The organism is Actinoplanes sp. NPDC051475 (assembly GCF_040689425.1).
In the GTDB taxonomy this organism is placed as follows: domain Bacteria; phylum Actinomycetota; class Actinomycetes; order Mycobacteriales; family Micromonosporaceae; genus Actinoplanes.
The window spans coordinates 304,533-325,458 of the sequence record NZ_JBFAZZ010000003.1 but is presented as its reverse complement, the minus strand read 5'-3'; the positions used below and the strand labels follow the sequence as shown (position 1 = coordinate 325,458).

At 69.5% G+C, this 20,926-nt stretch carries 16 protein-coding genes and 1 pseudogene; 8 read left to right on the top strand and 9 right to left on the bottom strand.

The window, feature by feature from the left end:
* The first annotated feature begins 134 nt into the window (after window positions 1-134).
* Window positions 135-1,646, top strand: a complete 1,512-nt coding sequence (locus tag AB0368_RS08840) for a sulfatase-like hydrolase/transferase (RefSeq protein ID WP_366153222.1) — start codon at window positions 135-137, stop codon at window positions 1,644-1,646.
* Between the two features lie 169 nt (window positions 1,647-1,815).
* On the opposite strand, the gene AB0368_RS08835 is transcribed toward AB0368_RS08840, so the two are convergent.
* The 6 genes from AB0368_RS08835 to AB0368_RS08810 all read right to left on the bottom strand — a co-directional run bounded on the left by AB0368_RS08835 (window position 1,816) and on the right by AB0368_RS08810 (window position 9,123).
* Window positions 1,816-2,439: a DUF6461 domain-containing protein gene (locus AB0368_RS08835; protein WP_366153221.1), complete on the bottom strand. Its 624-nt coding sequence runs from the start codon at window positions 2,437-2,439 to the stop codon at window positions 1,816-1,818.
* A gap of 58 nt (window positions 2,440-2,497) precedes the next feature.
* A complete protein-coding gene (locus tag AB0368_RS08830; RefSeq protein WP_366153220.1) occupies window positions 2,498-3,298 on the bottom strand; it encodes a hypothetical protein in 801 nt (266 codons plus the stop codon).
* A gap of 110 nt (window positions 3,299-3,408) precedes the next feature.
* Complete coding sequence (locus AB0368_RS08825; RefSeq protein WP_366153219.1) at window positions 3,409-5,406, bottom strand: hypothetical protein; 1,998 nt, start codon at window positions 5,404-5,406, stop codon at window positions 3,409-3,411.
* 48 nt (window positions 5,407-5,454) lie between these two features.
* Complete coding sequence (locus AB0368_RS08820) at window positions 5,455-6,018, bottom strand: LuxR C-terminal-related transcriptional regulator (RefSeq protein ID WP_366153352.1); 564 nt, start codon at window positions 6,016-6,018, stop codon at window positions 5,455-5,457.
* A gap of 152 nt (window positions 6,019-6,170) precedes the next feature.
* Entirely contained in the window at window positions 6,171-8,456 is a 2,286-nt protein-coding gene (locus tag AB0368_RS08815) for a BTAD domain-containing putative transcriptional regulator (RefSeq protein ID WP_366153218.1), read from the bottom strand.
* Between the two features lie 106 nt (window positions 8,457-8,562).
* On the bottom strand, window positions 8,563-9,123 hold the full coding sequence (locus tag AB0368_RS08810) for a DUF3592 domain-containing protein (protein WP_366153217.1): 561 nt from the start codon (window positions 9,121-9,123) through the stop codon (window positions 8,563-8,565).
* 216 nt (window positions 9,124-9,339) lie between these two features.
* Here AB0368_RS08810 and AB0368_RS08805 point away from each other — a divergent pair, with 216 nt between their 5' ends.
* Together AB0368_RS08805 and AB0368_RS08800 are read left to right on the top strand one after the other, a co-directional pair.
* Entirely contained in the window at window positions 9,340-10,908 is a 1,569-nt protein-coding gene (locus AB0368_RS08805) for a serine/threonine-protein kinase (protein ID WP_366153216.1), read from the top strand.
* Window positions 10,905-14,108, top strand: a complete 3,204-nt coding sequence (locus AB0368_RS08800) for a BTAD domain-containing putative transcriptional regulator (protein ID WP_366153215.1) — start codon at window positions 10,905-10,907, stop codon at window positions 14,106-14,108. Before AB0368_RS08805 ends, AB0368_RS08800 begins: the two co-directional genes overlap by 4 nt.
* A gap of 130 nt (window positions 14,109-14,238) precedes the next feature.
* Here the strand turns inward: AB0368_RS08800 and AB0368_RS08795 are convergent, their stop codons facing one another.
* A complete protein-coding gene (locus AB0368_RS08795; RefSeq protein ID WP_366153214.1) occupies window positions 14,239-14,664 on the bottom strand; it encodes an acyl-CoA thioesterase in 426 nt (141 codons plus the stop codon).
* Window positions 14,665-14,735: 71 nt separating this feature from the next.
* Entirely contained in the window at window positions 14,736-16,094 is a 1,359-nt protein-coding gene (locus AB0368_RS08790) for an FAD-dependent oxidoreductase (protein WP_366153213.1), read from the bottom strand.
* Window positions 16,095-16,505: 411 nt separating this feature from the next.
* Between AB0368_RS08790 and yiaA the strand changes: the two genes are divergently transcribed.
* Window positions 16,506-16,988, top strand: coding sequence for an inner membrane protein YiaA (gene yiaA, locus AB0368_RS08785; RefSeq protein ID WP_366153212.1), 483 nt, complete (start codon window positions 16,506-16,508; stop codon window positions 16,986-16,988).
* A gap of 243 nt (window positions 16,989-17,231) precedes the next feature.
* Window positions 17,232-17,567, top strand: a complete 336-nt coding sequence (locus AB0368_RS08780; RefSeq protein WP_366153211.1) for an STAS domain-containing protein — start codon at window positions 17,232-17,234, stop codon at window positions 17,565-17,567.
* Between the two features lie 15 nt (window positions 17,568-17,582).
* Here AB0368_RS08780 and AB0368_RS08775 read toward each other — a convergent pair.
* Window positions 17,583-17,693, bottom strand: a pseudogene (locus AB0368_RS08775) (Imm8 family immunity protein); the annotation flags it as partial.
* A 244-nt stretch (window positions 17,694-17,937) separates the two neighbouring features.
* Here AB0368_RS08775 and AB0368_RS08770 point away from each other — a divergent pair.
* The 3 genes from AB0368_RS08770 to AB0368_RS08760 all read left to right on the top strand — a co-directional run bounded on the left by AB0368_RS08770 (window position 17,938) and on the right by AB0368_RS08760 (window position 20,797).
* Window positions 17,938-18,243 carry a hypothetical protein gene (locus tag AB0368_RS08770; protein ID WP_366153210.1) on the top strand — a complete coding sequence of 102 codons (306 nt, stop codon included), beginning with the start codon at window positions 17,938-17,940 and terminating at the stop codon, window positions 18,241-18,243.
* Between the two features lie 59 nt (window positions 18,244-18,302).
* Window positions 18,303-19,097, top strand: coding sequence for an ElyC/SanA/YdcF family protein (locus AB0368_RS08765; protein WP_366153209.1), 795 nt, complete (start codon window positions 18,303-18,305; stop codon window positions 19,095-19,097).
* A gap of 194 nt (window positions 19,098-19,291) precedes the next feature.
* Window positions 19,292-20,797 (top strand): hypothetical protein, encoded by a 1,506-nt coding sequence (locus tag AB0368_RS08760; RefSeq protein ID WP_366153208.1) that lies wholly within the window; start codon window positions 19,292-19,294, stop codon window positions 20,795-20,797.
* Window positions 20,798-20,926: the final 129 nt, after the last annotated feature.

Here is a 20,926-nt window from a genome sequence, read left to right as displayed (position 1 = left end):
AGGCCATCACGGCCGCAGGTCAGGCACCCGGAAACGTCAAGCGCGTAGGCCGTGAAGGGCCCCCTGGTGGCCCGAGTGGGCAATGGCCGTCAGCGCGGATTGCAGCTGACGTCCGCGCTCCGCAAGCTGCCGGTATGAAGAAAAGACTGTTGATCGCTGGTGTGGGAACACTGGCACTCCTAGGTGCCGGCTTGTCGACCGTGGCTGCCAATGCCGACACCAATGCGACGGGAACGGTCCCGACCGCAAGCTCGGCTGTCGCCGCTGCGGGAGACCGGCCCAACATCGTTTTCGTGCTCACCGATGACCTGTCGTGGAACCTGGTGAAGCACATGCCCGCCGTGGCGCAGCTGCAGAGCGAAGGGATGACCTTCAGCAACTTCGTGGTCAGTGATTCACTCTGCTGCCCGTCGCGGTCCTCGATCTTCACCGGGGAATTCCCGCACGATACGAGAGTCTTCACGAACACTTCCCCTGACGGCGGCTATGGGGTCTTCCATAACCGAGGTGAGGAAGCGAACACCTTCGCCACGGCCCTGAACAGGCGGGGGTACCGGACGGCGTTCATGGGCAAATACCTGAACGGTTATACGCCGTCGTGCAAGGCCGGCGCGCCGCCCGCGGTGGTGCCGCCGGGCTGGGACGAGTGGGATGTGGCGGGCAACGCTTACAAGGAATACGGCTACTGTCTCGCCGAGAACCACAAGACCGTGAAATACGGTCACCAGCCCAAGGACTATCTGGTTGACGTCATGTCGCGCAAGGGCGAGGCGTTCGTCAGACAGGCGGCCGGCGCCGACAAGCCCTTCCTGCTGGAGCTGGCGACCTTCGCGCCCCATGCCCCGGCCAGGCCGGCGCCGCGAGACGAGGACGCGTTTCCCGGCCTGGAGGCGCCGACGCCGAAGGCGTTCAACAAGACGCCGTCGAAAGCTCCGGGTTGGCTGGCCTCGCGGACCAAGCTGTCGGCCGCCGACAAGAAGGAGATCAACCGCAAGTTCCGGCATCGGGCCCAGGCCGTGCAGTCGGTGGACCGCATGATCTCGTCGATGCGACAGACCCTGCGCGATGCCGGCGTAGCCAACGACACCTATTTCGTGTTCGGCTCGGACAATGGCTTCCACATGGGGGAGTACCGGCTGATGCCGGGTAAGCAGACGGCCTTCGACACGGACATCAACGTCCCCCTGGTGGTCGTCGGCCCCCGTATCCGCGCAGGCAGCACGAGCAACGAAATCACGTCGAACGTCGACCTCGCTCCGACGTTCCAGCGGCTGGGCGGCGCACCGGTCGAGGACCGGGTCGACGGGCACAGCCTCGTCGGCCTGCTGCACGGCGACGCCGGGCAGAACTGGCGGAACGTCACCCTGGTGGAGCACCACGGTGACAACAACGACGCCGCCGATCCGGACCTGCAAGCCGCCGCTGCCGGCAATCCGCCGACCTACGATGCCATCCGCAGCAAGACCTACACCTATGTCGAGTACGCGAACGGTCAGCGCGAGTTCTACGACCTCCAGAGTGACCCGCAGCAGTTGCACAACGTCGCGGGAACACTGTCCGCAAGCCGGCGAGCCGAGCTGCATGCGACCCTCGAGGCTCTCAAGAACTGCCACACCGGCTCAGCGTGCTGGCAGGCAGGCCACTGACATGTGATCGAGACGTTCATGCGGCTCCGGGCCTGGTCACGATCCCGCTAGCCGGCCGATTGCTCATCGTCGTCGCCGTCCTCGCCTCTTCTCGGCGGGGACGGCGACTTCGGCAACCACCCTGCTCGATGTATACGTGAAGCAGGCCGGTCCGCTCGATACACGGCCGTCACCAGTCCTGCCAGCGTGCCTCCCCGGCGACGAACTCGGCCGACGTGAAGAGGGTCGATGTCAACTCTATTCCTGTGATCCGTTCGGAAAGCGCGAATCCGGCTGCGAACTGCCGTTCGAAATCGATGTCCGAGTCATCATCCTCGTCATCCCTGATGTCATAGCCGGATTCCCGCATGTCGGTGAGGTACTCATCAGGGTGGGATCCTTCACGGTCGCCCGCGAAGGCATGATCGAATCTCAGGCACAACGCGCCGTCATGCCATCGGGAGAAATAGGACTCGCCGCTGATGCCGCGCTGGTTCGACACCACTGTGCGACCCTTCGAAAGGGGGCGCATCGCCCCGTCGAGAGCCCCCAGGAATCCGCCGATCTCGACCATCAGGCACCACTCTCCCACGGCGGTGACGCCTGCGAGGATCTGGTCGCGTTCGACTATCGCCTTCTGCGCCGGTTGCCTCAGCCCGTCAACGCTGACAATGCGCATCTGTGGCTCCGCTCCGAGGGCTTGGAGCAGCTCTCCGGGGGAAATCCGATGCACGAGCGTGAAGCAGTAGGTTTCCAGGTCTCCGTATCGTTGCTGAAACCAGCGGTAGTCCGCAGCTGCGGCTCGACTGCTCATCAGATCTCCTCACTGAGGCGAGGCCGGCACCTTCCGGCTCCCTGCGGTCCCGGCACGATTACTGCGAGTTTGCGATCACGTAGATGTACTCGACGGCGTCGATCGCGCCGGCCGGTGCCTTCGGTGTGACCTTCAGGCCGAAGTGGTGCAGTGTGAGAACGTCCGCGTAGGCGGGCTGGTCGCCGACGGACGGAACGGAGACCGTGAGCTGGACCAGCCGGCCCTGCTCGTCCGTCGTCGCGTCGAACGGCAACGCCTTTGCCCGGTCGCCGAGGCGCCCGAGCGCGTCCTTGTCGAGCGTGAAACCGGTGATGAGTTGCTTCTTCGGGGTGGCCGTCAGGTCGACCGTACCGGTGTAGTGATCGTCCCCGCCGGTCACCGTGACGATGTGGTCGAGCACGGTGGTCGCGGTCGTCGGGTCCGGTTGCACCAGGTGCATCTCTTGCGGCCGCTGGAGCCTGGCCGGGTCGATGCGCATCCACTGCTGCGGAATGGCGTCGGTCAGCACGCCTGAGGCCTGCAACTTCATCCAGAGCCGGTCGCCGATCTGCCTCATCTGGACGGCCTGCCGATGCTCCCCGGACCCCTTCTGCGAGTGCATCGACGCGTTGCGGGCGGCCGGATCGACGGCGGCGGTCGTGGTCGATCCGGCGTCCTTGAACGTCAGCCGGAAGGTGGATCGAGCCACCAGCTCGATGCTCTTGCGCAGCGCCTGGCGGGGCGGCAGCGGCGCCTGCGCGCTCGGTGACGGTTCCGGGCGGGGGCTCGCTGCGCCGGTTCCGAGCGCGCCGCATCCGCCGGCCATACCGGCCGAGGCCGCCAGGAGCACGGTGGCCCACACCCGCATGCTTTTCGACATAGTGGAGAAGGTTGATCCCGCCGGATCGGGTAATCAATGCAGCGGCTCGATCGGCGCCCGCTCGGGCCCGGCAACAGCCCCAGAGGGCAGCCGTTCGCCGAGGTGGCCCGTCATGCGGCGAACCGCAGCACGGTCACCGAATGGGCGTCGAAGGTGCGGGTCAGCGTGGGCGTCCGGATCGTGGTCGTCGACCGGCGGATCGTCACGTCGTCCGGGTGGTCGGCGTCGTTGAAACTGTCGTATTCGGCCCCGGAGACCACCGACACGCCGACCGCACCGGAGGGCTTGAAACCGCGGAGGGAGACCTCGGCCTTGATGGCCGCATTCGGTGACCGGTTGACGACCACCACAGTGAGACAGCCGGTCCTGTCGAGGGTCGCGGTGGTCACCAGCGCGCGGTAGGTGCTGCCGATGGGCGTTTTCAGGTCGGTGACGACCTCCACATTGTCGGTGACGCCGGCGGCGATGACGTGACCGCCGCCTCGCAGAAGCGATTTCAGCTGCTCCCGTACCGTCGCGTCGGCCGAGAAGACGAACTTCGGCGGACCGCCGAGCAGCGACCGGGAGACGCCATGGGTCGTCGAGATCATGTCGTTGGCCACCGCCCACGGCAGCCCGAGATTCAGGAAGTGGCACCATTGCGAGCCCTGGTAGAGGGCGTGGGACATGGCGTACGCCCACTCGCGGTAGGCCGAGCCGTCGTGGTCGTCGCCGAAGAACAGTGCGCCGCTCTCCGAGACCACGACGTACGCGGAGGGTTTGCCGTGCTTCCGGACCTCGGCCTGGAGCGCCGCGACGGCGTCGCGCGAAGCCTTGTCGCCGATCATCTGGGCGTGGTGACCGGCGATCCGATTCGGGAACTTCTTGATGCCCAGGTCGCGGGTGATGCTGGTGTACGGGTGGACGGCCAGGCCGTCGTACTGGTCACCGCAGCCGTGCTCGGCCATGATCTGCGGAAAGGTCTTGCCGGGCGCAGGCCTTCCCCGGCTGACCGGGGCCCATGTGGCGATGACCTGAATCGTGGGGTCGACGGCCTTCATGGCCCGGTAGTAGTCGACGAAGCCGGCGTGCGGTCCGGAGTCGTAATCGCAGGTGATGACGGCTCCCGTGCGGGGAATCGCGCCGTTCCTGCCGTCGCCGAAGCAGATGGTGCCGGTCTTCGGTGCGAACGTGTAGACGTTCGCCGTCCGGGCGCTCGACAGGTCGTTCACGGCGGTCCACGGGACACCGTCGACGCGGACGATTTGACTGCCGGGGACCACCGGTGGGTAGTGGACCGTGAAGTGCTGCCGCGCCTTGCCGCGGCTGACGCCCGCCGACGGGCGGTGGTCGTCCCTCGTGCCGACGCGCTGCCCTTTCTGGCGCTGAGTGCCGCCGAAGGCGTACTGCCCGAGGGCGGTCTGCGTGTCGGGGCTCATCCAATAGCGTTCCTTGCCGACGTAGTGCTCGTTGCCGATCTCCCAGTAACGCACGCCGTATGGCTCGGGATGGCCGTGCCGGGCGCGCAGGTCGCCGAACTCGGTACCCCGGGGGCCGTTCATGTACTGCACCCAGTCGGCGATGTCCTGCGGGTCCGTGCTGGCGAATGGGGCCATGATGGTGAGCTCGGCGCCGATCTGCCTGAGGAAAGGCATCCATTCGTCCGGCCCGAACCGGTTGTCCACAGGTCCGGCCTCCTCGAGACCGGAGACCTGGTTGCCGCGTTCGCTCTGCGGTCCCACTGCTCGCTTCCAGTGGAACAGGTTGGCGGAGGTGCCCCCGGGGTAGCGGAACAGCCCGAGTCCGGCGCGTTTCGTCTTCGCGACCACGTCGGGCAGGACAAGGTCCCGCTCCGGGTCCCACATGCCGAGGGCGTCGTCGTACCATTTCGCGCCGTTGACCCCGGTGATGCCCGTACCGACGGCTGCCTTGAGCTGGTGGGCGTCGGCCGTGATGCACGGCAGGGTACCGAGGCGCGGGGTGGCCGGAGGCGTGCTCGAGGCCATGATGGTGGGATCCGGGACCGGCGCCTGGTCCGCGGCGGCGTTCAAGGCGATCCCTGCACCGGTGGCGCTCGTGGTCACTGCCGCGGCACCCCACAGCAACCGGCGGCGGTTGATCTTGCTCATGGTCGTCCTTCTCTCGTTCGCAACCTGGCCGGGTATGCGCGTTGCGCGTCAGATGATGCCGGCGCGTAACGCGTACGCCACCGCGTGCGAGCGGTTGCGCAGCTGCAGACGGTGCGTGAGGTCGTAGATGACGTTCTTGACCGTGCGCTGCGAGTAGCAGAGCTCCGCCGCGACTTCGTGGGTGTTCAGGCCGTCGGCCATCAACCGCAGGACATCGATCTCGCGCGGGCTGAGGGCGGCGCCCAACCCACGCGGCAGCAGTGTTTCCTGCTGCACTCGCTCGATGTGCTTGAGCAACTCGTCGCAGAGCCGGGCGGGCATCACGCCGTTGCCGCCGGCAGCGGCCATGACGCTGCGGCTCAGCAGTTCCGGCTCGACGGCGGACCGGGGGAGGATCTCCACGACCCGGCACTCCAGGGCGACGAGCAGCTCCGCCTCCGTCATCTCGTTGACGAGGAGAACGGTCGCTGTCCGCCGGGCCGCACAGCGGCGCATCGTCGCCACGACGTCCGGGGTGAGCCGGTCGCAGCACACCACCGCGACGTCCGCGTCCGCCTGGTCCGGGCCGGTGAGCAGCCGGATGCCGGCGTACGGCCGCAGGTAGCCGGCCAAACCGGCGTGCCCGAACGGCGTCGACGTGTAGAGGGCCACCAGAACGTCGCTCACCACTGCCCCCTGACACCTTCCGCCGGCCGATGCGACGGCCAGACTGCCGGGAGGCGATCCGGAAAAACTTCCGGAAGTCTTCATCGAATCCTTGCCGGTCAGAGCCGGTTGCCGGTCACGGTCTGTTCGTGTGGTTTGGTGGGAATGCCGGTCATCCGGGGGCGAATCCGGGCCATCAGGTCACGGAACCGCTCCAGCCACGGCTCGGGCGCGCGCTGGGCGCCGAGGACCCAGCGGGCCACGGCCGCCGCCTGCTCGACATCCCCTGCCCGTTCGTGGCTGAGCGCGGCCAACAGGCGCATCTCCGCCTCCAATTCCGTGTCCTGGGTGCGAGCGGCCACCCACTCGGCCGGTTCCGTCGCCGGCCGTTCCAGCCGGAACAGCAGCCGGGCCAGCGCGGCGGTCAGTCGAAGCCGGTTCGCGGACTCCAGGCCGGGCTGGAGGCACGCCCTGCGCAGGAGGTCGACCGCCTCCCGAGGCGACTGCTCGGCGGCGGCGTCGATGTTGCGGGCGAGCCAGGCGCACATCTCGGCGCTCAGCGGCGCCGAGCCGGCCAGCAGCTGCCCGACGACCCGGGCGGGGGCCGTTCCGGCGGCGGCCAGCTGCTCGGCGAAGGACCGGTGCAGCATGGCTCGCAGCGCGGCCGGTGTGCCCTCGCGCAGTGCCCTCGCCACGATCCGGTGGCGGAACGTCATTGTCTCGGTGGACGTCGTGAGCAGGCCCGCGGCGCGCGCCGCCCGGACGGCGTCGAGCAGGCTGTTCGCGGGCTTCCCTGTGGCCGTGGCGAGCAGAGCGATGTCGCAGTCGTCGCCGAGGACCGCGATCGCTCGCAGGACATGCTGGGTGGGTTCGTTCAGCGTGGCGAGGTGCCGGGCGACCGCCGCCGCCGTTTCCGCGGGTACGCCGGCTTCCGGCGTACCGTCGTCGTGCAGCGCGGCGGCGACCCCCGCAAGCAAGTAACAGGGGTTTCCGCCCGCGTCGAGGACGATCCGCTCGATGACGTTCACGTCGAGCGGCCGCCCGGCCGCGGCGACGACCAGGGCGGAGGACTCGCCGGACGTCAAGGGCCCGAGGGGCATGGCGCCCTCCCAGCCCAGCCGGTCCAGCACCGCCGGGTCGGGGCGGGCGGCGGCCGCCAGCAACAGGGGGAGTCCGGCCGACAGCCGTCTCAGGAGCGGCCATACCCGCAACGTCGCCTCGTCGGCCCATTGAAGGTCGTCGACGACCAGCAGAAGGGGCGACTCAGCGCAGGCCTCCCGCAACGCCGCGATGACGTTCGCAGTGAGGATCGCGGGGTCGGCGGGGACCTGCCGAAGACGGGTCAGCCACTGCGGCTCGGCACCGCCCGTGGCAGAGGCCAGGCAATCGAGGAGGGTGGCCAGCGGCTGCCCGGTCTCGAGCGTGGCCCGGCTCCACCCGGCGCGGTAGCCGACCGGCCGCGATCCGCGCAGACCCGCGTCGAGGACGGCGGACTTGCCGACGCCCGGGCCCCCGTCCAGCCGGATGTGGCCGCCCGTTCCCGCGGCGAGCTGGGCGACCGCCCGACGCAGGAGCAGAACCTCGGCGTTGCGACCGACGATTGCGGCAGGCCGAGCCGCAGCGCTCCTCTCGGATTGTTCCGCGCCCGTTGCCCGCTGGTGGGCTCGCCGCAGCAAGAGTCCCGGCTCTGCGCCGGTCAACTGCGCCAGGAAGCGCCGGGCGCGCCGATGGACGGTCAACGCCTCCGCGTCACGTCCGGCGCCGCACAAGGCGTCCATCAGCAGCGCGTAGAACTTCTCTTGCGATGGGTACGCGTTGACGAGTTCTCGCAGTGCCGGGACCGCCTCGTTGTGCCGGCCCAAGCCGACGAGAAGCTCGGCGCGCCGCTCCACGTTCGCGAGACGCAGTTCCGCCAGCCGGATCCGCTGGGCGGCCGCGTACGGCCCTGGGACACCGGCCAGCGCCTCGCCCTGCCACAGGCCGAGGGCATCCTCCAGGGCAGTCAGCTCGGCCATCTTGTCTCCCGCAGCGCGGCAGGCCCGGCTGTACTCCCGCGCCCCTTCGAAGCGCTGCACGTCGACCGCGCCGGCGGGAAGCTGCAACAGATAGGTTCCGGCGACCGAGCTGAGCGCGTGTCCGGCGCCTCGCCGGCCGCCCTGCGGTTCCAGCGCGCGGCGCAACTCCGAGACGAACTTGTAGATGTTCCCGAGCGCGCTCGGCGGCGGCTCTTCGCCCCAGACCGCGGTCACCATCTCTTCCCGCGAGATCGGCTGGTTGGCGCGCATCGCGAGCATGCAGAGCACGGCCACCCGACGGTCGGTCCCGCTGACGATCTCGGCGCCGTCGAGGCTGACCCGCACCGGACCCAGCAAGCGGAGGTCCAGACCCGCCCCGCACTCGGTCATCGGCTCGCCACTCCCGCCCGGCCGGTACGAGCCGTGGCTCGAGCCGGCAAGCTCTTCTCCGGTGGCCCACCGTAGCGCCTCCGAGGTGCGGAGATGGCATGGCGGCTCAGTCGTTGCGGCGCCGGAAGGCACTGCCGAGCAGGTAGACGCCGAACCCCAGACTCACGAGCCGGACCACGAACGTGCCGAAGCCCAGTACGGCGACCAGGCCGCCCATCGCCATCACGCCGTACGGCATCCAGTCGGTGTCCGGGACGACGCGCGCGCCCTCCGGATCGGCCGGCCGATAGGAGACGACCGCCGTGGCACCGAGCCCCGGGCGGTTGGTGCTGCGCTCCGGCTCGGTGAAATGCACCTTGCGCCCTTCGCCGGTCTGGAACGTGTACACCCGCGAATACATCGTTTTCTCGCTCTGGTGGAACGTCTCGATCCGGGTGACCGTGGCGGTGGCGGCGACGCCGTCCGGATAGGGCGTGTGCCGGCCGTGCCACATCCACCCGACGCAGGCGATCAGCACCCCGACCGCCACGATGAACGCGGAACCGAACAGGCCGGCACGTTTGCGACCTCCCGGGACGTCGACGCCGGTCAGCCCGTCCACCAGCAGCGCCCCGCCCGCGGCGGCTCGTGTTCCGTTGGCTGCGAGAAGGTTCCTCAGTCGGGTCACGGATGCACCATGCCGAAGGGCGATGGGGAAAACCAATGGCCGGGAACCGAAGGGGCACGCTGTATTCCCCTCCAGCACTGACACGACGGCGATCAGCGCCATTGTTTGATGTTCTGTCGTACAACCGCGCCTGACCTGGGGCGGCACGCCGACCGTGGGGTGCCGGGCGTCTACTACGCTCAGGCCTCACTCCAGCGCTGCAACGGGGGAGGATCTGTGGATACCGCGTACCGTGCCGGTCCGCTGCACCAGGACGATCCCGAGCACCTCGGCGGCTACACCCTCGTCGGGCGGTTGGGCTCCGGGGGGATGGGCGTCGTCTACCTCGGGCGCGATCACGACAATTCGTACGTCGCTCTCAAGATCGTGCATGCGGGACTGGCGCACCACCACGAGTTCCAGGAGCGGTTCCGCAGCGAGGTCGCCCGCGCGCGGCAGGTGCCGCCGTTCTGCACAGCCGAGGTGCTCGGCGCCGACCTCGACCACGATCCGCCCTACTTGGTGATCGAGTACGTCGACGGCCCCAGCCTGACCGAGGTTATCCAGCAGCGGGGCCCGCTGCGTGCGGCGAACCTTCATTCCCTGGCCGTCGGCGTGGCCACCGCCCTGACCGGCATCCACGGGGCCGGCGTGATCCACCGCGACCTCAAGCCCGACAACGTGCTGCTGCCACCCGGGAATCCCAAGGTCATCGACTTCGGTATCGCTCGGATGACGGAGGCCACCAGCCAGCTGACCGCGGCCGACCAGACCATCGGCACGATCGCCTACATGGCGCCCGAACGGCTGGACACGAGCGCTCGAATCCCGCTGACGGCTGCGGCTGACGTCTTCTCGTGGGGATGCGTCGTCGCCTACGCCGCCACCGGGCACGCCCCGTTCGACGGCGACTCGGCGCCGGCCACCGCGGCACGGATCCTCACGCAGCCGCCCGAGATCAGCGGCCTTCCCGAGCCGATGCGGCGGATCGTGGAGGCAGCCCTCGCCAAAGAGCCGCAGCTGCGTCCCACCGCTCGCGAACTGCTTGACATGCTGCTTGACGGCGCCGATCCCACGCCCGCGACGGCCCCGCCGCCGGCCCGAAGCGAACCGGAGCCGGGCGGTCGGCGGCGACTCCGGCGGCGCGTCGCCGGCGCGGTCACCGCAGCGGTGCTCATCGGCGGCACTGCCGTCGGGTTCGCGGCGCTCACCAAGGGGACGGACGAGCACCGGGCGGCGTCCTCGCAGCCCGGCGGCGGCGCCTACATCAAGGATGCGCTGCGGGCCCCGAGCCAGTTCACCAACGTCGAGACCGCGTCGCACCTGGCCAAGTGCGAGGTCTCGGACGTGCTGAAGGTGGTACGCGTCGACCGTGCCTCGTACATGTGTTCCGGGCCGGAGGTCATCGTCAAGGACGGCTTCAGTGCCAAGGTCACCGCCTACCTGGGGACCAGGGGAACCTGCGCCGCGATGCGGTTCCTCTGGAACCCCGGCCTCGGCGGAAACGTCCTGCATGTCTGCCACGAGTCCATCTCGGTGACGGCCGTGACCGGCGCCACCACGAAGACAGTGGGGACGCTGCCCGCCGCCCAGCCGATCGCCCTCAACCAGCCGGTGCAGATCCGTATCGCCGTATCCGGCGGCGTCGTGCAGGTCTTTCGCGGCGGTGGCCGGGTGGGCGAGATGCGGCTTCCGGCCGGCAATCCCACCGAGGGCAAGATCCGTCTCGGCATCGAGGTGGGGGACGAGGGGGGCCGGTCCCCGTTCTCGGTCGCTTTCTCCCATCTCGAGGTCACCGCTCTATGAGTGTGGCGAGGAAGGTCGTGCCGGCGACGGGGCAGCCGGGGCTGAGCGTGTCGGTTCTCGGACCGGTCCGCGCCTGGCTCGGTGGCCGGGAGATCGACCTGGGCCAGACCCGCCAACGCACCCTGTTCGCGCTGCTGGCGGGCGAGCCCGGGCGATTCGTCGCCCGCGCCGAGCTGATCGAGGGAATCTGGGGCTCCGCACCGCCGCCCAGCGCGGCAGGCGGCGTCCACACTTATGTCTCCGGCCTCCGGCGCGCCCTGGCCCCCGTCGGGCACGAGCTGCTGACCTCCAAGGCCTCCGCCTACGCCCTCGACGTGGATCCCGCTCAGCTGGACAGCGAACAGTTCGCGGCCCTCGTCGCCGATGCCGCCGAGCTGGGCGCCGGGGGAGATCCGGCCGTGGCTGCGGACCGGCTCGCCGACGCGCTGCGGTTGTGGCACGGTGACGCGTACGCGGGGCTGATGAGCGAGCGCCTCAGCCTGGACCGCGCGCATTTGCAGGAGCAGCGGATCGCCGCGGTGGAGCTCCGGGCCCGCCTGCTGATGGAGATCGGTCATGGGGATCTCATCGCCGAGCTGGCGGCCCTGGTGCTCGACCAACCGCTGCACGAGCCTCTGCACGAGCTGCTCATGCGGGCGCTGCACCGGGCGGGCCGGACCGCGGAGGCGCTCGACGTCTTCCGTACGGCGCGCCGGACCCTGATCACCGAGCTCGGCGTCGAACCCGGCCTTGCCCTGCGCGACCTCCACCGCACCATCACCAGCGGCGCCGGCGACCGGCAGCACCCGCCGCTACGGGCCATGCCCGCGCCGGCGCGGCGCGCGTCCTCCGGGCAGGGGCTTGCACACCGCGCGTCCTTCGGGCCGGGGCTCGCACACCGCGCCGAAGTCGAACGACTGCGCGAGCTGACGCGAAGCCTGGTCGCCGGCACCGGCGACGCGGTGTGGCTCGAGGGTGGCCCGGCCGCCGGAAAGACCAGGCTACTGACCGCCGCGTTCACCGACGCCGGCTGCCAGGTCGCCTGGGCCACGGCCGACGACCTCGACCGGCACGTTCCCCTGCGCGTCCTCGCACGAGCACTCGGCCGGCCGGACGACGGCCGGGTTCGAGCCGACACGCTCGCTGAACAAGTCCGCGCTACCTGTCGGCGGGGTCCGCTGCTGCTGGTGATCGACGGCATCCAGTGGGCGGACGACACCAGCGTGCGTCTCTGGAGCCGGCTGATCGCCGCCAGCCTGCACCTCCCGCTGCTCGTCGTGGCGGCAGCCCGACCGGGCTCCGGGCGCGCGGGGCTCGACATGCTGAGACGTCGCGCCGAGAACAGGAAGGGGCACGTCGTCAAACTAGGTACGCCGCCGGTGGCCAAAGTCGACCGGCTCCACGCGGACCTGGCGGCCCTGGACGGCGTCACGACGGAGGTTCTTCGCCGGGTCGCGCTGCTCGGCAGCGAGTTCACCACCGACGATGCGCTCGCCGTGACCGGGCTGCCCGCGTTCGACCTGGCCGGCCACCTCGAATCGGCGGTGGGCACGGGCCTGCTGTCCGACACCGGCACTACGCTTGCGTTCGCCCACCCCCTCCAGCGCGAGGCGTTGTGCGAGAGCATTCCGGAGGACCTGCGGGTGTTCCGCCGGCGCCAAGCCGCCGAGGCGCTCCACCGAGGTGGCGCCGGGGTCGTGCGCGTCGCCGGTCAGCTCGCGGCGGAGTCCCCCGCCGTCGACGACTGGGTCGTGACCTGGACGGCGGAACACCAGGCGGAGCTTCTGCGCCGGGCCCCGTCACTCGCCGGCACGCTGATCCATGCGGCCCTGCGATCCGGATCGCCGGGCAACACCGACCGGGCGGTGCTGCTCCGCGCCGCCGTCAGGTTCGAGTCTCAAGGTGGGCGTTCTCCGGTCGAGCTGGCTCACGAAGCGCTGAAGCTGGCCGTCGCGCCCGACGACCGGGAGGAGATGCGGCATGCACTGGCCGCGGCAACCGCCGGGCAGGGTGACGGGGGCCGCGCGGTGGACCTGCTGGACGCCGCCATCGCGGAGCCGGCAACCCCCGAGACGTGGCGCGTCCGGCACCGGAAGCTGACGGCTCGGCTGCGCCGGGGAGACCTCACCGATCTGGACCGTACGGACCGCCGGGCTGCGCAGCTGTACGCCGGAGCAGTCGCCCGGAACGAGCCCTACGAGGCCGCGTTCGCCCTGCAGACGACCTGGCTGACCGCCTCCGCCCGGCGGGCCCACGACCACGCCCTGAGCATCGTGGACGAGGCGCTGGAACACATCCGCGACTGTTCGTCCTTCGCCGACCTGTACCTCGAGCTGCTCGGCGACCGGATGTCCACCCTCCGCGCCCTTGACCGGCTGGACGACGCGGAGCGGACCTCGCACCGTGCCGCGCTGTTCGCGATCAGCCGAGGTCTGCCCGTCCCCCTGCGCACGGCATCGGCGATCCAGGCCTACTGGTGCGGGCGATGGGACGACGTCGCCGCGGAGCTTGCCGCGGCGTACGACGATGCACAGGGCGGTGCCGGGGACGCCCTGTACGCCGTCGCCGCGCTCGTCGCCGCACGCCGTGGCGAAACCGGCCTGGCCACGGAGCTCATCGTCGCGGCGGAAGACCGGGACGTCGAGTCACCGGCGTCCCCGGCCCGCCTGCCGGGGCAAGGCGATCAAGAGGCATCCGGGTTCTTGATCGTTGCCCGGGCCCTGGTCGCCGAGCAGCGCCATGACACGGTCCGCGCCCTGGTGATCGCCGGCGAGCTGCTCACCGCCGAGCCCGACATCCTGTTGCCGCGTCACCTGTGGTTGCCGGAGATCGTCCGGCTCGCCCTCGACGAAGGCCGCCTCGACCTCGCGGAGCGCGCCGCGGCCGTCTGCGTGGCGGAGGCGGACCTGGAGGTGAGGCCCGGCCGCGGACACGTCGCCGCGCTGCGGTGCCAGGGACTTCTGACCCGAGACGCGGCGGCCGCGCTTGCCGCGGCCGACCACGACCGGGCTACCGGACGCGTGATCGACCGGGCTGCGGCCCTCGAGGACGCGGCCGTCATCGTCGCCGGTGGCGCGGAGCGGGGGGACGCGGCAAGGCTCGGCGGCGAGGCGTGCGCCATCTATGCGGCGCTGGGCGCTCGCTGGGATCTGGCACGCGCCCGGCACCGGCTGGTCCGCCACGGCGTCACTCCGAGCCCGTCGCGCGACGTGAGGATGTGAGGGCGGTTCACGGCGCCCGCCCTTCGCCGGGTTAGGCAAGAGGAGCAGGCACCCGGCCGGATCTGACTGATGTGTTCAGCTGGTCCGCGACAATGGGTCCTATGCGTCGCCCTGACCGGCATCTCGGTGATCACGGCGCGCTGTCGATAACTGCAGGGTCGGTCAGGAATCTGCGCCAGGTCTGTCGCGCGTCGTCAAGCAGCCGGCGTCTACGTAGGTCGAGGAGTCCGGTCGTCGAGGCTACTTCCGCGACGGGCTCACCATCGGAGATTCGTGTCAACGTCTGCAATATCCGTACGATCTTCGGCTTCGGGTACTCGAATCGAGTCCGAACTTCGACCTCGTCGCCGAGCACCAGCTCCTTGAGATATTTAACAGTGACCTCGAGGTGAATGGGGCCGATCGCAGCGGCTGCGAGTGCGCGCGGGTCGAGCCCGGCCTGAATAACGGCCTGCCATCGGGCATGCGCTGCGTAGTCGACGTATTTCGAGTCCCGGACATGGCCGTTGACATCGATGTCCTCGGCTCGGACCTCCAGTCGGGTGACGTGCGCCATTCGGTTCCCTTCTTGATTCCAATTGCAATGGGTTGCTGCGCTGCGCTGCGGTTCCGGCGGAAAGCGCCGACTCACGGGGCGACTTTGTCGAATATTTGTGCACGAGTCGGCCCGGGTAGCGGATAGCGAGTCGGTGGTGTCGTTGCTATCGATTCCCGCACACGCGGCGTGGCGAGCGCCTGGCGAGTGGTGGCGATGAAGCTCGAGACCGCCAGGTACGCCCGGGCGATGTCCGGATCACGGAGGCTGGCCGCCAGGAAGGCCCGGCCTCGCGCCCAACCTGGATCAGGCGTCTCGAACGGCCTGCCGGCGATGTCGGCGTCCACCTCGTCGAGTCGCACCTGGTCGGCGCCGATGACGGAGTCGTACAAGGGCGTCATGTGTTGCGTGGTGAGTTCGTCGAAGTGACGACTGATCTCGTCCGGCGTCTCTGTCGCGCGTAAGACGTCGCGAAGGTGGAGTGCGTGGAGGAAAGCCATGGACGCTCCGCGGCCGAGCGAGGGGTTCGTGGACGCCCACGAGTCGCCAACGGAAACCACGCCTTGTGTCAGATGCCCACCGTCGGTCGGGCCGAGCCGGCGCCGATTGTGGGTGCCGGCCATGACATCGATGTCGGAAATCGATTCTGCTTCGGCCCAGTGTGCGGCAAGAGGGAACTGCGCGATGGCCGCCTGCCACGACTCCGGTCGGCGCAGCCTTCTTGCCTCTCTGTCCTGGCTGCTGGCGACGATGGCGACTGACCAAGTGTCGTTGTCGGCCGGCAGCGTCAGCACCGTGAAGGAGTCGTAGTCCTGGCGGTAGTACCCGAGCGCTTCCGGCAGGCGCGGGCCACGGAAGTGGCGACCATAGTAGACGAAACCATGGTCGGCTCTGTCGAAATCGACAGGTGGTAACCCCGCCTTGGCGAGCCACGCGCTCAATGGTGAATGCCGGCCCGAACAGTCCACCACCAGATCGGCAGGTATCGAACCGCCGGCCACCGCTATCCCGCTCACCCGCGTGCCGGACGTGACCAGACCTGCAACCTTCGTTCCCCGCCGGACGTTGACACGACCGGCCAGCACCGCCTCGATGACCGGTCGGCGGGCCGTCACGGTATCGAATCGGTCGTCCTCAGGTCTCATTCCTCCCCGCCAAGCCGACGGCAAGGCCTCCACCAGGTTGAGGTGCCGCGCACCTGATGCCTTGAGTTCGGCTGCCAAGTCGGGCAATTCCTGGCGCAGGAGAGCCCACCACCGGGGCAACATCAGATGCGGGGACTGAAACTGGCCCACGCCAGGTCGCCGCCACCGTATCCATGCATCGCAGGGTCGCGAGGGCGGCCCGTCCGGATCGCGTTCCACCACCGTCACGTCATGCCCGTCGCGTTCGAGTAGCGACGCGGTCGTCAGGCCGGCCAATCCGGCGCCGAGAACGACTACCTTCGTCATGCTTCTCCTTCACACGAGTCACTGGAAGCGCCGGTCCGCTCGGGCTCGCCAGACGGCCGACTCTACGTACGGCGGCGCCGCCACCCGTGCTGATGGAGTGCCGAGGTGCCCAAGATCGGAACTGAGAGGCTGACTTCGGGCGCCATCCTTGCGGGTTCCAGCTGTGCCGCACTCTGTCGGCTGCGCGAACTGCGCTGAAATTCGATCCGATCGGCAGTCGTGAGTCCTGAGCAGGGCGAAGTGGGTCGCTTTCCGGCCTGGCGGATTTCGCGGTTTCGGCCGCTCGGCGCCGTGAAAGGCCATAGTGTCTCAAGGGTCGCCTGTCCACGGGGGGACGACGTGCGCCCGCCGATCGAGCCCAGGCGCGCGGCCGGCGTCGCCGAGCCGCCCAACGCGCGTTCGGAGATTGCTGTGGCTTACCAACCGTCGTCTTCGTCCAAGCCCTCGGCTGCCTTCGTCGGTGCCTCGTGGACCGTCCTCGTCCTCGGCATCGTGTCGTTCGCCGTCGGGTTGTGGAACGCCACCATGACCAGGAGCGAGAAGGGCTTCTATGCCGCGGTGCTGGTGCTGGGGGTGTTCGCCGCGGTGTCCCTGCAGAAGTCCGTGCGGGACCGGTCCGAGGGCCTGCCGGTGTCGGCGCTGTACCTGGGGCTCGCGTGGGTGGTGGTGGGGCTCGCCATCGTGATGCTTGCGATCGGCCTGTGGAACAGTGACCTGACGCTCAGCGAGAAGGGCTTCTACGGACTGGCGTTCGCGATGACCTTGTTCGCCGCGGTCGCGGTGCAGAAGAACGTGCGCGACACGCTGCAGGACCGGCCCCCGTCGCACGCCGGGCCGCCGACGGCGTACCGCGTGGATCGTCCCGCCGGCGGCCAGCCGGGAATGACCGGGTAAGGCTGAGCCGAATGCCGTCTTGGCAGGTGTTGACTTCCAGGCCGGACAGCTCCGGCGTCAGGGCCTCGCCGGGCGCAAGACGGCCGCGCCGCATCGCTCAATGCCCATCTCGGCGTTCCGCTTCCACCCCACGAGGCCGACTGTTCCGAACACCAGGCATCGCCATTGGGCTATTTTGTGATCTTGTGCGAAAGTCGAGCGGTGCCCTCACTCGTACACGCTGAGTTGCGCCCCGATGACACCGTGATCATCACGGTGGCCGGTGTGGTGGCCTACCAAAGTCCCGAACAGGTCCCCGGTGCGGTGCACGCCGCGATCGTGCGGTGGGCGCCCCGTGTGATCCTTCTCGACCTCGGTGATGTCCACATGCTCGACGGCGCCGGCATGGCCGCGCTCCTCGCGGGCCAAGATGTCGGAGCTCGAGCGCACGTCACCGTCACGTTGGTCAACATCGGATCGTTCCTGGCGATGCAGCTGCGCGAGATCGGTGTGGAAGGTGTGGTACGGCAGCGCGCCGCCGATCATGACACCACGATGGATGTGCCCGCAGACGTGCCCACTTCTGCTCAGCTCGCGTGAGCGACGAGGAGATTGTCAGCTGCCGGCGAGGGCCTCGTACTCCCAGTGGCCGATGCGGCTGAGCTGCTCGGCGAGATGGTGCCAATTGTGGCCTTCGACGTCGCCGATCACACGGCGGATGATCGCGGAGACCTCGGTGGTGCCGCCAGCTGCACCGTGTTGGCAGGGTCGAACGACTCATCGATCGGGAGATCCGGAAAGTGGATCGACCGTACCTGTGCGTGCATCGCCACAGGCTAGCCCGGGTCGGCAAGGTGAGATTCGGGCTGTGGCATCAGCGTGCCGACGTCCGGCACCGCCCATCGAGCGGCCGTGCCCAGCTGCGAGCGCTGACCGGCATGCCGTGGCGGCGCTCGGGCATCATGGCGGGATGCCTCAGCTGCCTGTAGACGTACGCGCCTCGATTCGTTTGTTCGCCTACTACCTCGGCAACGGCACGCTGGCCATGAAGCTGCTGGGCGACATCGACTACCAGTCCGCGCTCGGCGAGAACGGATCCGTTCTGGAGCAGATCTTCGCCATCTACACCAACGTGCTCGAGATCGACGAGAGCGGGAAGGTCACCAACGGCGAGCAGGCGTCGTACCGTGCCGCCCAGTGGATCCGCGCGTACTGCGACCCGCAATTCGAGGTGGAACCGCCGTTCGAACAGTGGGAATGCGAGCTGCAGCTCTGACCGGGATGAGGCTCCCGGAAGAGGCGAAGCGCAAGACGGGCCATAGCTATCCTCGATCCGTGGTGGGAGCCGATGACGTCGCTAACCTCAACACCCTCGCCGACTTCTGCGCCCAACGCGATGTCGGCGCGCTGAGCCGCGACGCGGTCAACGAGGCAGCAGGTGGCTCGTTGGATGTCGCGATCCTCTTCGGCGGCAGCATTCTCGCCGGCGGTGACCTGTTCGCCCGAGTCGTCATGGACGACCTCGCCGCCCGCTTCATGATCGTCGGTGGCCAGGGCCACTCCACCGACGTCCTCCGCGCCGCCATGCGGCGTCGCATGAGCTGGGACGACATGCCGGGACAGGCAGAAGCGATGCTCTTCGATCGCTATCTTCGCGAACGGTACGGCATCAACGCCGACCTTCTGGAGCACGAGTCGACGAATTGCGGCAGCAACGTTCGCAATGCTCTGGCGCTGCTGACCGCCAGGGGTGTTCCGCACCGGCGGATCCTGATCATTCAGGACGCCTCGATGCAGCGGCGTATAGACGCCGGATTCCGCTTGTACGCGCCTGCCGCACGGATCGTGAACTTCGCCGCTCACCGGACACCCGTCGATCTGATCGATGGCGAGCTCGGTTTCCGGGCGCCGCCCGACGGCATGTGGCCGCTGGATCGATACGTTTCCCTGCTGATGGGGGAGATCCCCCGGCTCACCGATGACCGGAACGGTTACGGGCCGGCAGGGCGTGGCTTCATCGCCCATGTGGACGTGCCTACCGAGGTTACGCGAGCGTATGCGTCCCTTCGACGAACGGGAGCTGGGGCGCCTCGGATCGCCGATCAGCGGTGGGCGGACGCCGGCGCTTGACGTCCGCCGGCTCAGTCTTCGAGAGCCCGACCAGAAGCGCTGACCGGCACCGCCCCGCCGGGCGAGCCGAAAACGGTTGGACGGCCTCGCTCGCGTGGGCCGATACTGTGCGGCTGGTCTTCCTGCGACCGGCGCTCGGGGCGGGATCGCTCACCGGGCCGTGGTGACGACGGGGCTGGGTGGTCAGGGTGTCGGTGAAGCGTTCGGAAGACGAGATTCTGCACCGTTTGTACCTCGGGATTCGCGAGCGGCGGCTGCCTCAGGACGTGGCGCTGGACATCGTGGAGCTCGGTGCGGACGGGTGGCTGAATGCGGTGGGCACCCGGGACCTGTACGCGATGGCTCGGTACCAGCGGGCCCGTCAGCTGCTGGTCACGGAGAACGGGCCGGCGGTGTGGACGGGACCGGTCGGGTCGTCGATGCCGTCGGCGTGGCGGCACCATCCGGGGCTGGCCCGCGCGTACGAGGCGGCAAAGACCGCGGTGGACGCGGTCGCCCTCATCGCGGGGCGGCCGGCGCCCGCGGTGGCGGACTCGGCCGACCCTGCATCGCTGCACCTGTGGCTCGGGTCGGCTCTGACGCTGCTCGTGCTCCCTGGCGAGGAGCCGTGGCCGGCCCGCCGGACGATGCCACGCCGCCCGGCGCCGATGAAATCGTGGACGGGCGAGACCCACTACAGGCTGCCGAAGCCGTCCGGGGCTCGGGGCGACCGGGGTGGGCACGCCGACGCCCGGGACCGGATGGACGCCGCCACACGCCGGGTGCGCCTCCCCGGGGTGTCGGTGCGTACGTACCGGCGGGCGGTGCGGGCCGTGTTGCACCTGCAGCAGCGCACCGAGGTGCTGGCCGCCGAGCGGGACCGGGAGGCGTCGGTGGCGTTCGGCAAGGCCCGGCTCGCGTACCTCGTCGCCGAGGAGGACTTCGTCGCGTGCCCGGCCACCGCAGCGTTCACCGCGTACTACGTGTCGCGGTTGAACATGCGGACCCTGTTCACGTCGGGCCGCCAGGCGCGGCCGATGGACACCCTCGCCGAGCAGCTGCTGGCGGCGGCACTGGCGGCCCCGACCTGTCGGCCGTGGGTGCTCGCCTCGGTGCTTACCCGGTGGTCGGTGCTGGATCGGCTCGACGATGCGCAGTGCGGCCGGCTGATGGGGCTGTACTACGAGCAGCTCGCTGCGTCGGCGCGGGCGCTGCGGCGCTCCTACGACGTGCGCCGCGATCCCACCCACATGATCGTGCGGGCGGGTGACGACTCGTCGACGTGGAACGTCGCGACCCGGGCGTTCAACCAGGCGCGCACCGGTTGGCTCAACCTGACGCGGGGCCTGGGGTACGACGACGTCATCGAGGTGAGCTGCCCGGGCAAGGTTCCCGCGCTCGTGGCGGCGGACGTGGCGGCCTGGCACCGGCTGGAGGGCCGCGACCAGCACGCCGACGTGCAGGTATGGGCGGACCTGCCGCTGCCGTGGGATGTCGTGCTCGGTGACGACACGTGCGGCGCCGAGCTGGTGCGGCAGGCGTGCCGGCGGCACGGGGTGGACCCGGAGGCCACCGGCTGGACGCAGCCGTACCGGCAGGGCCTGACCGAGCTGCCGACGCCGGCCCGGGACCTGGTTCACGGGGTGACGGTGTCGTCCTCGTTGCTGGCTGGGGTACTGCGGCAGGTCGGCGTGTTCTCCGGCCAGGCACGGTCGCGATAAACACGTTGCGCCCGCCGCAGCGATCGAGGAGGCTGAGCCGGCACGGCGATAGCTCAGAGAGCCGGAGGAGGCTCCGGCCCGGCAGAGCGGGCGGCTCACCGACCTTCCGCCCCGTCCCCGTTTCGACCA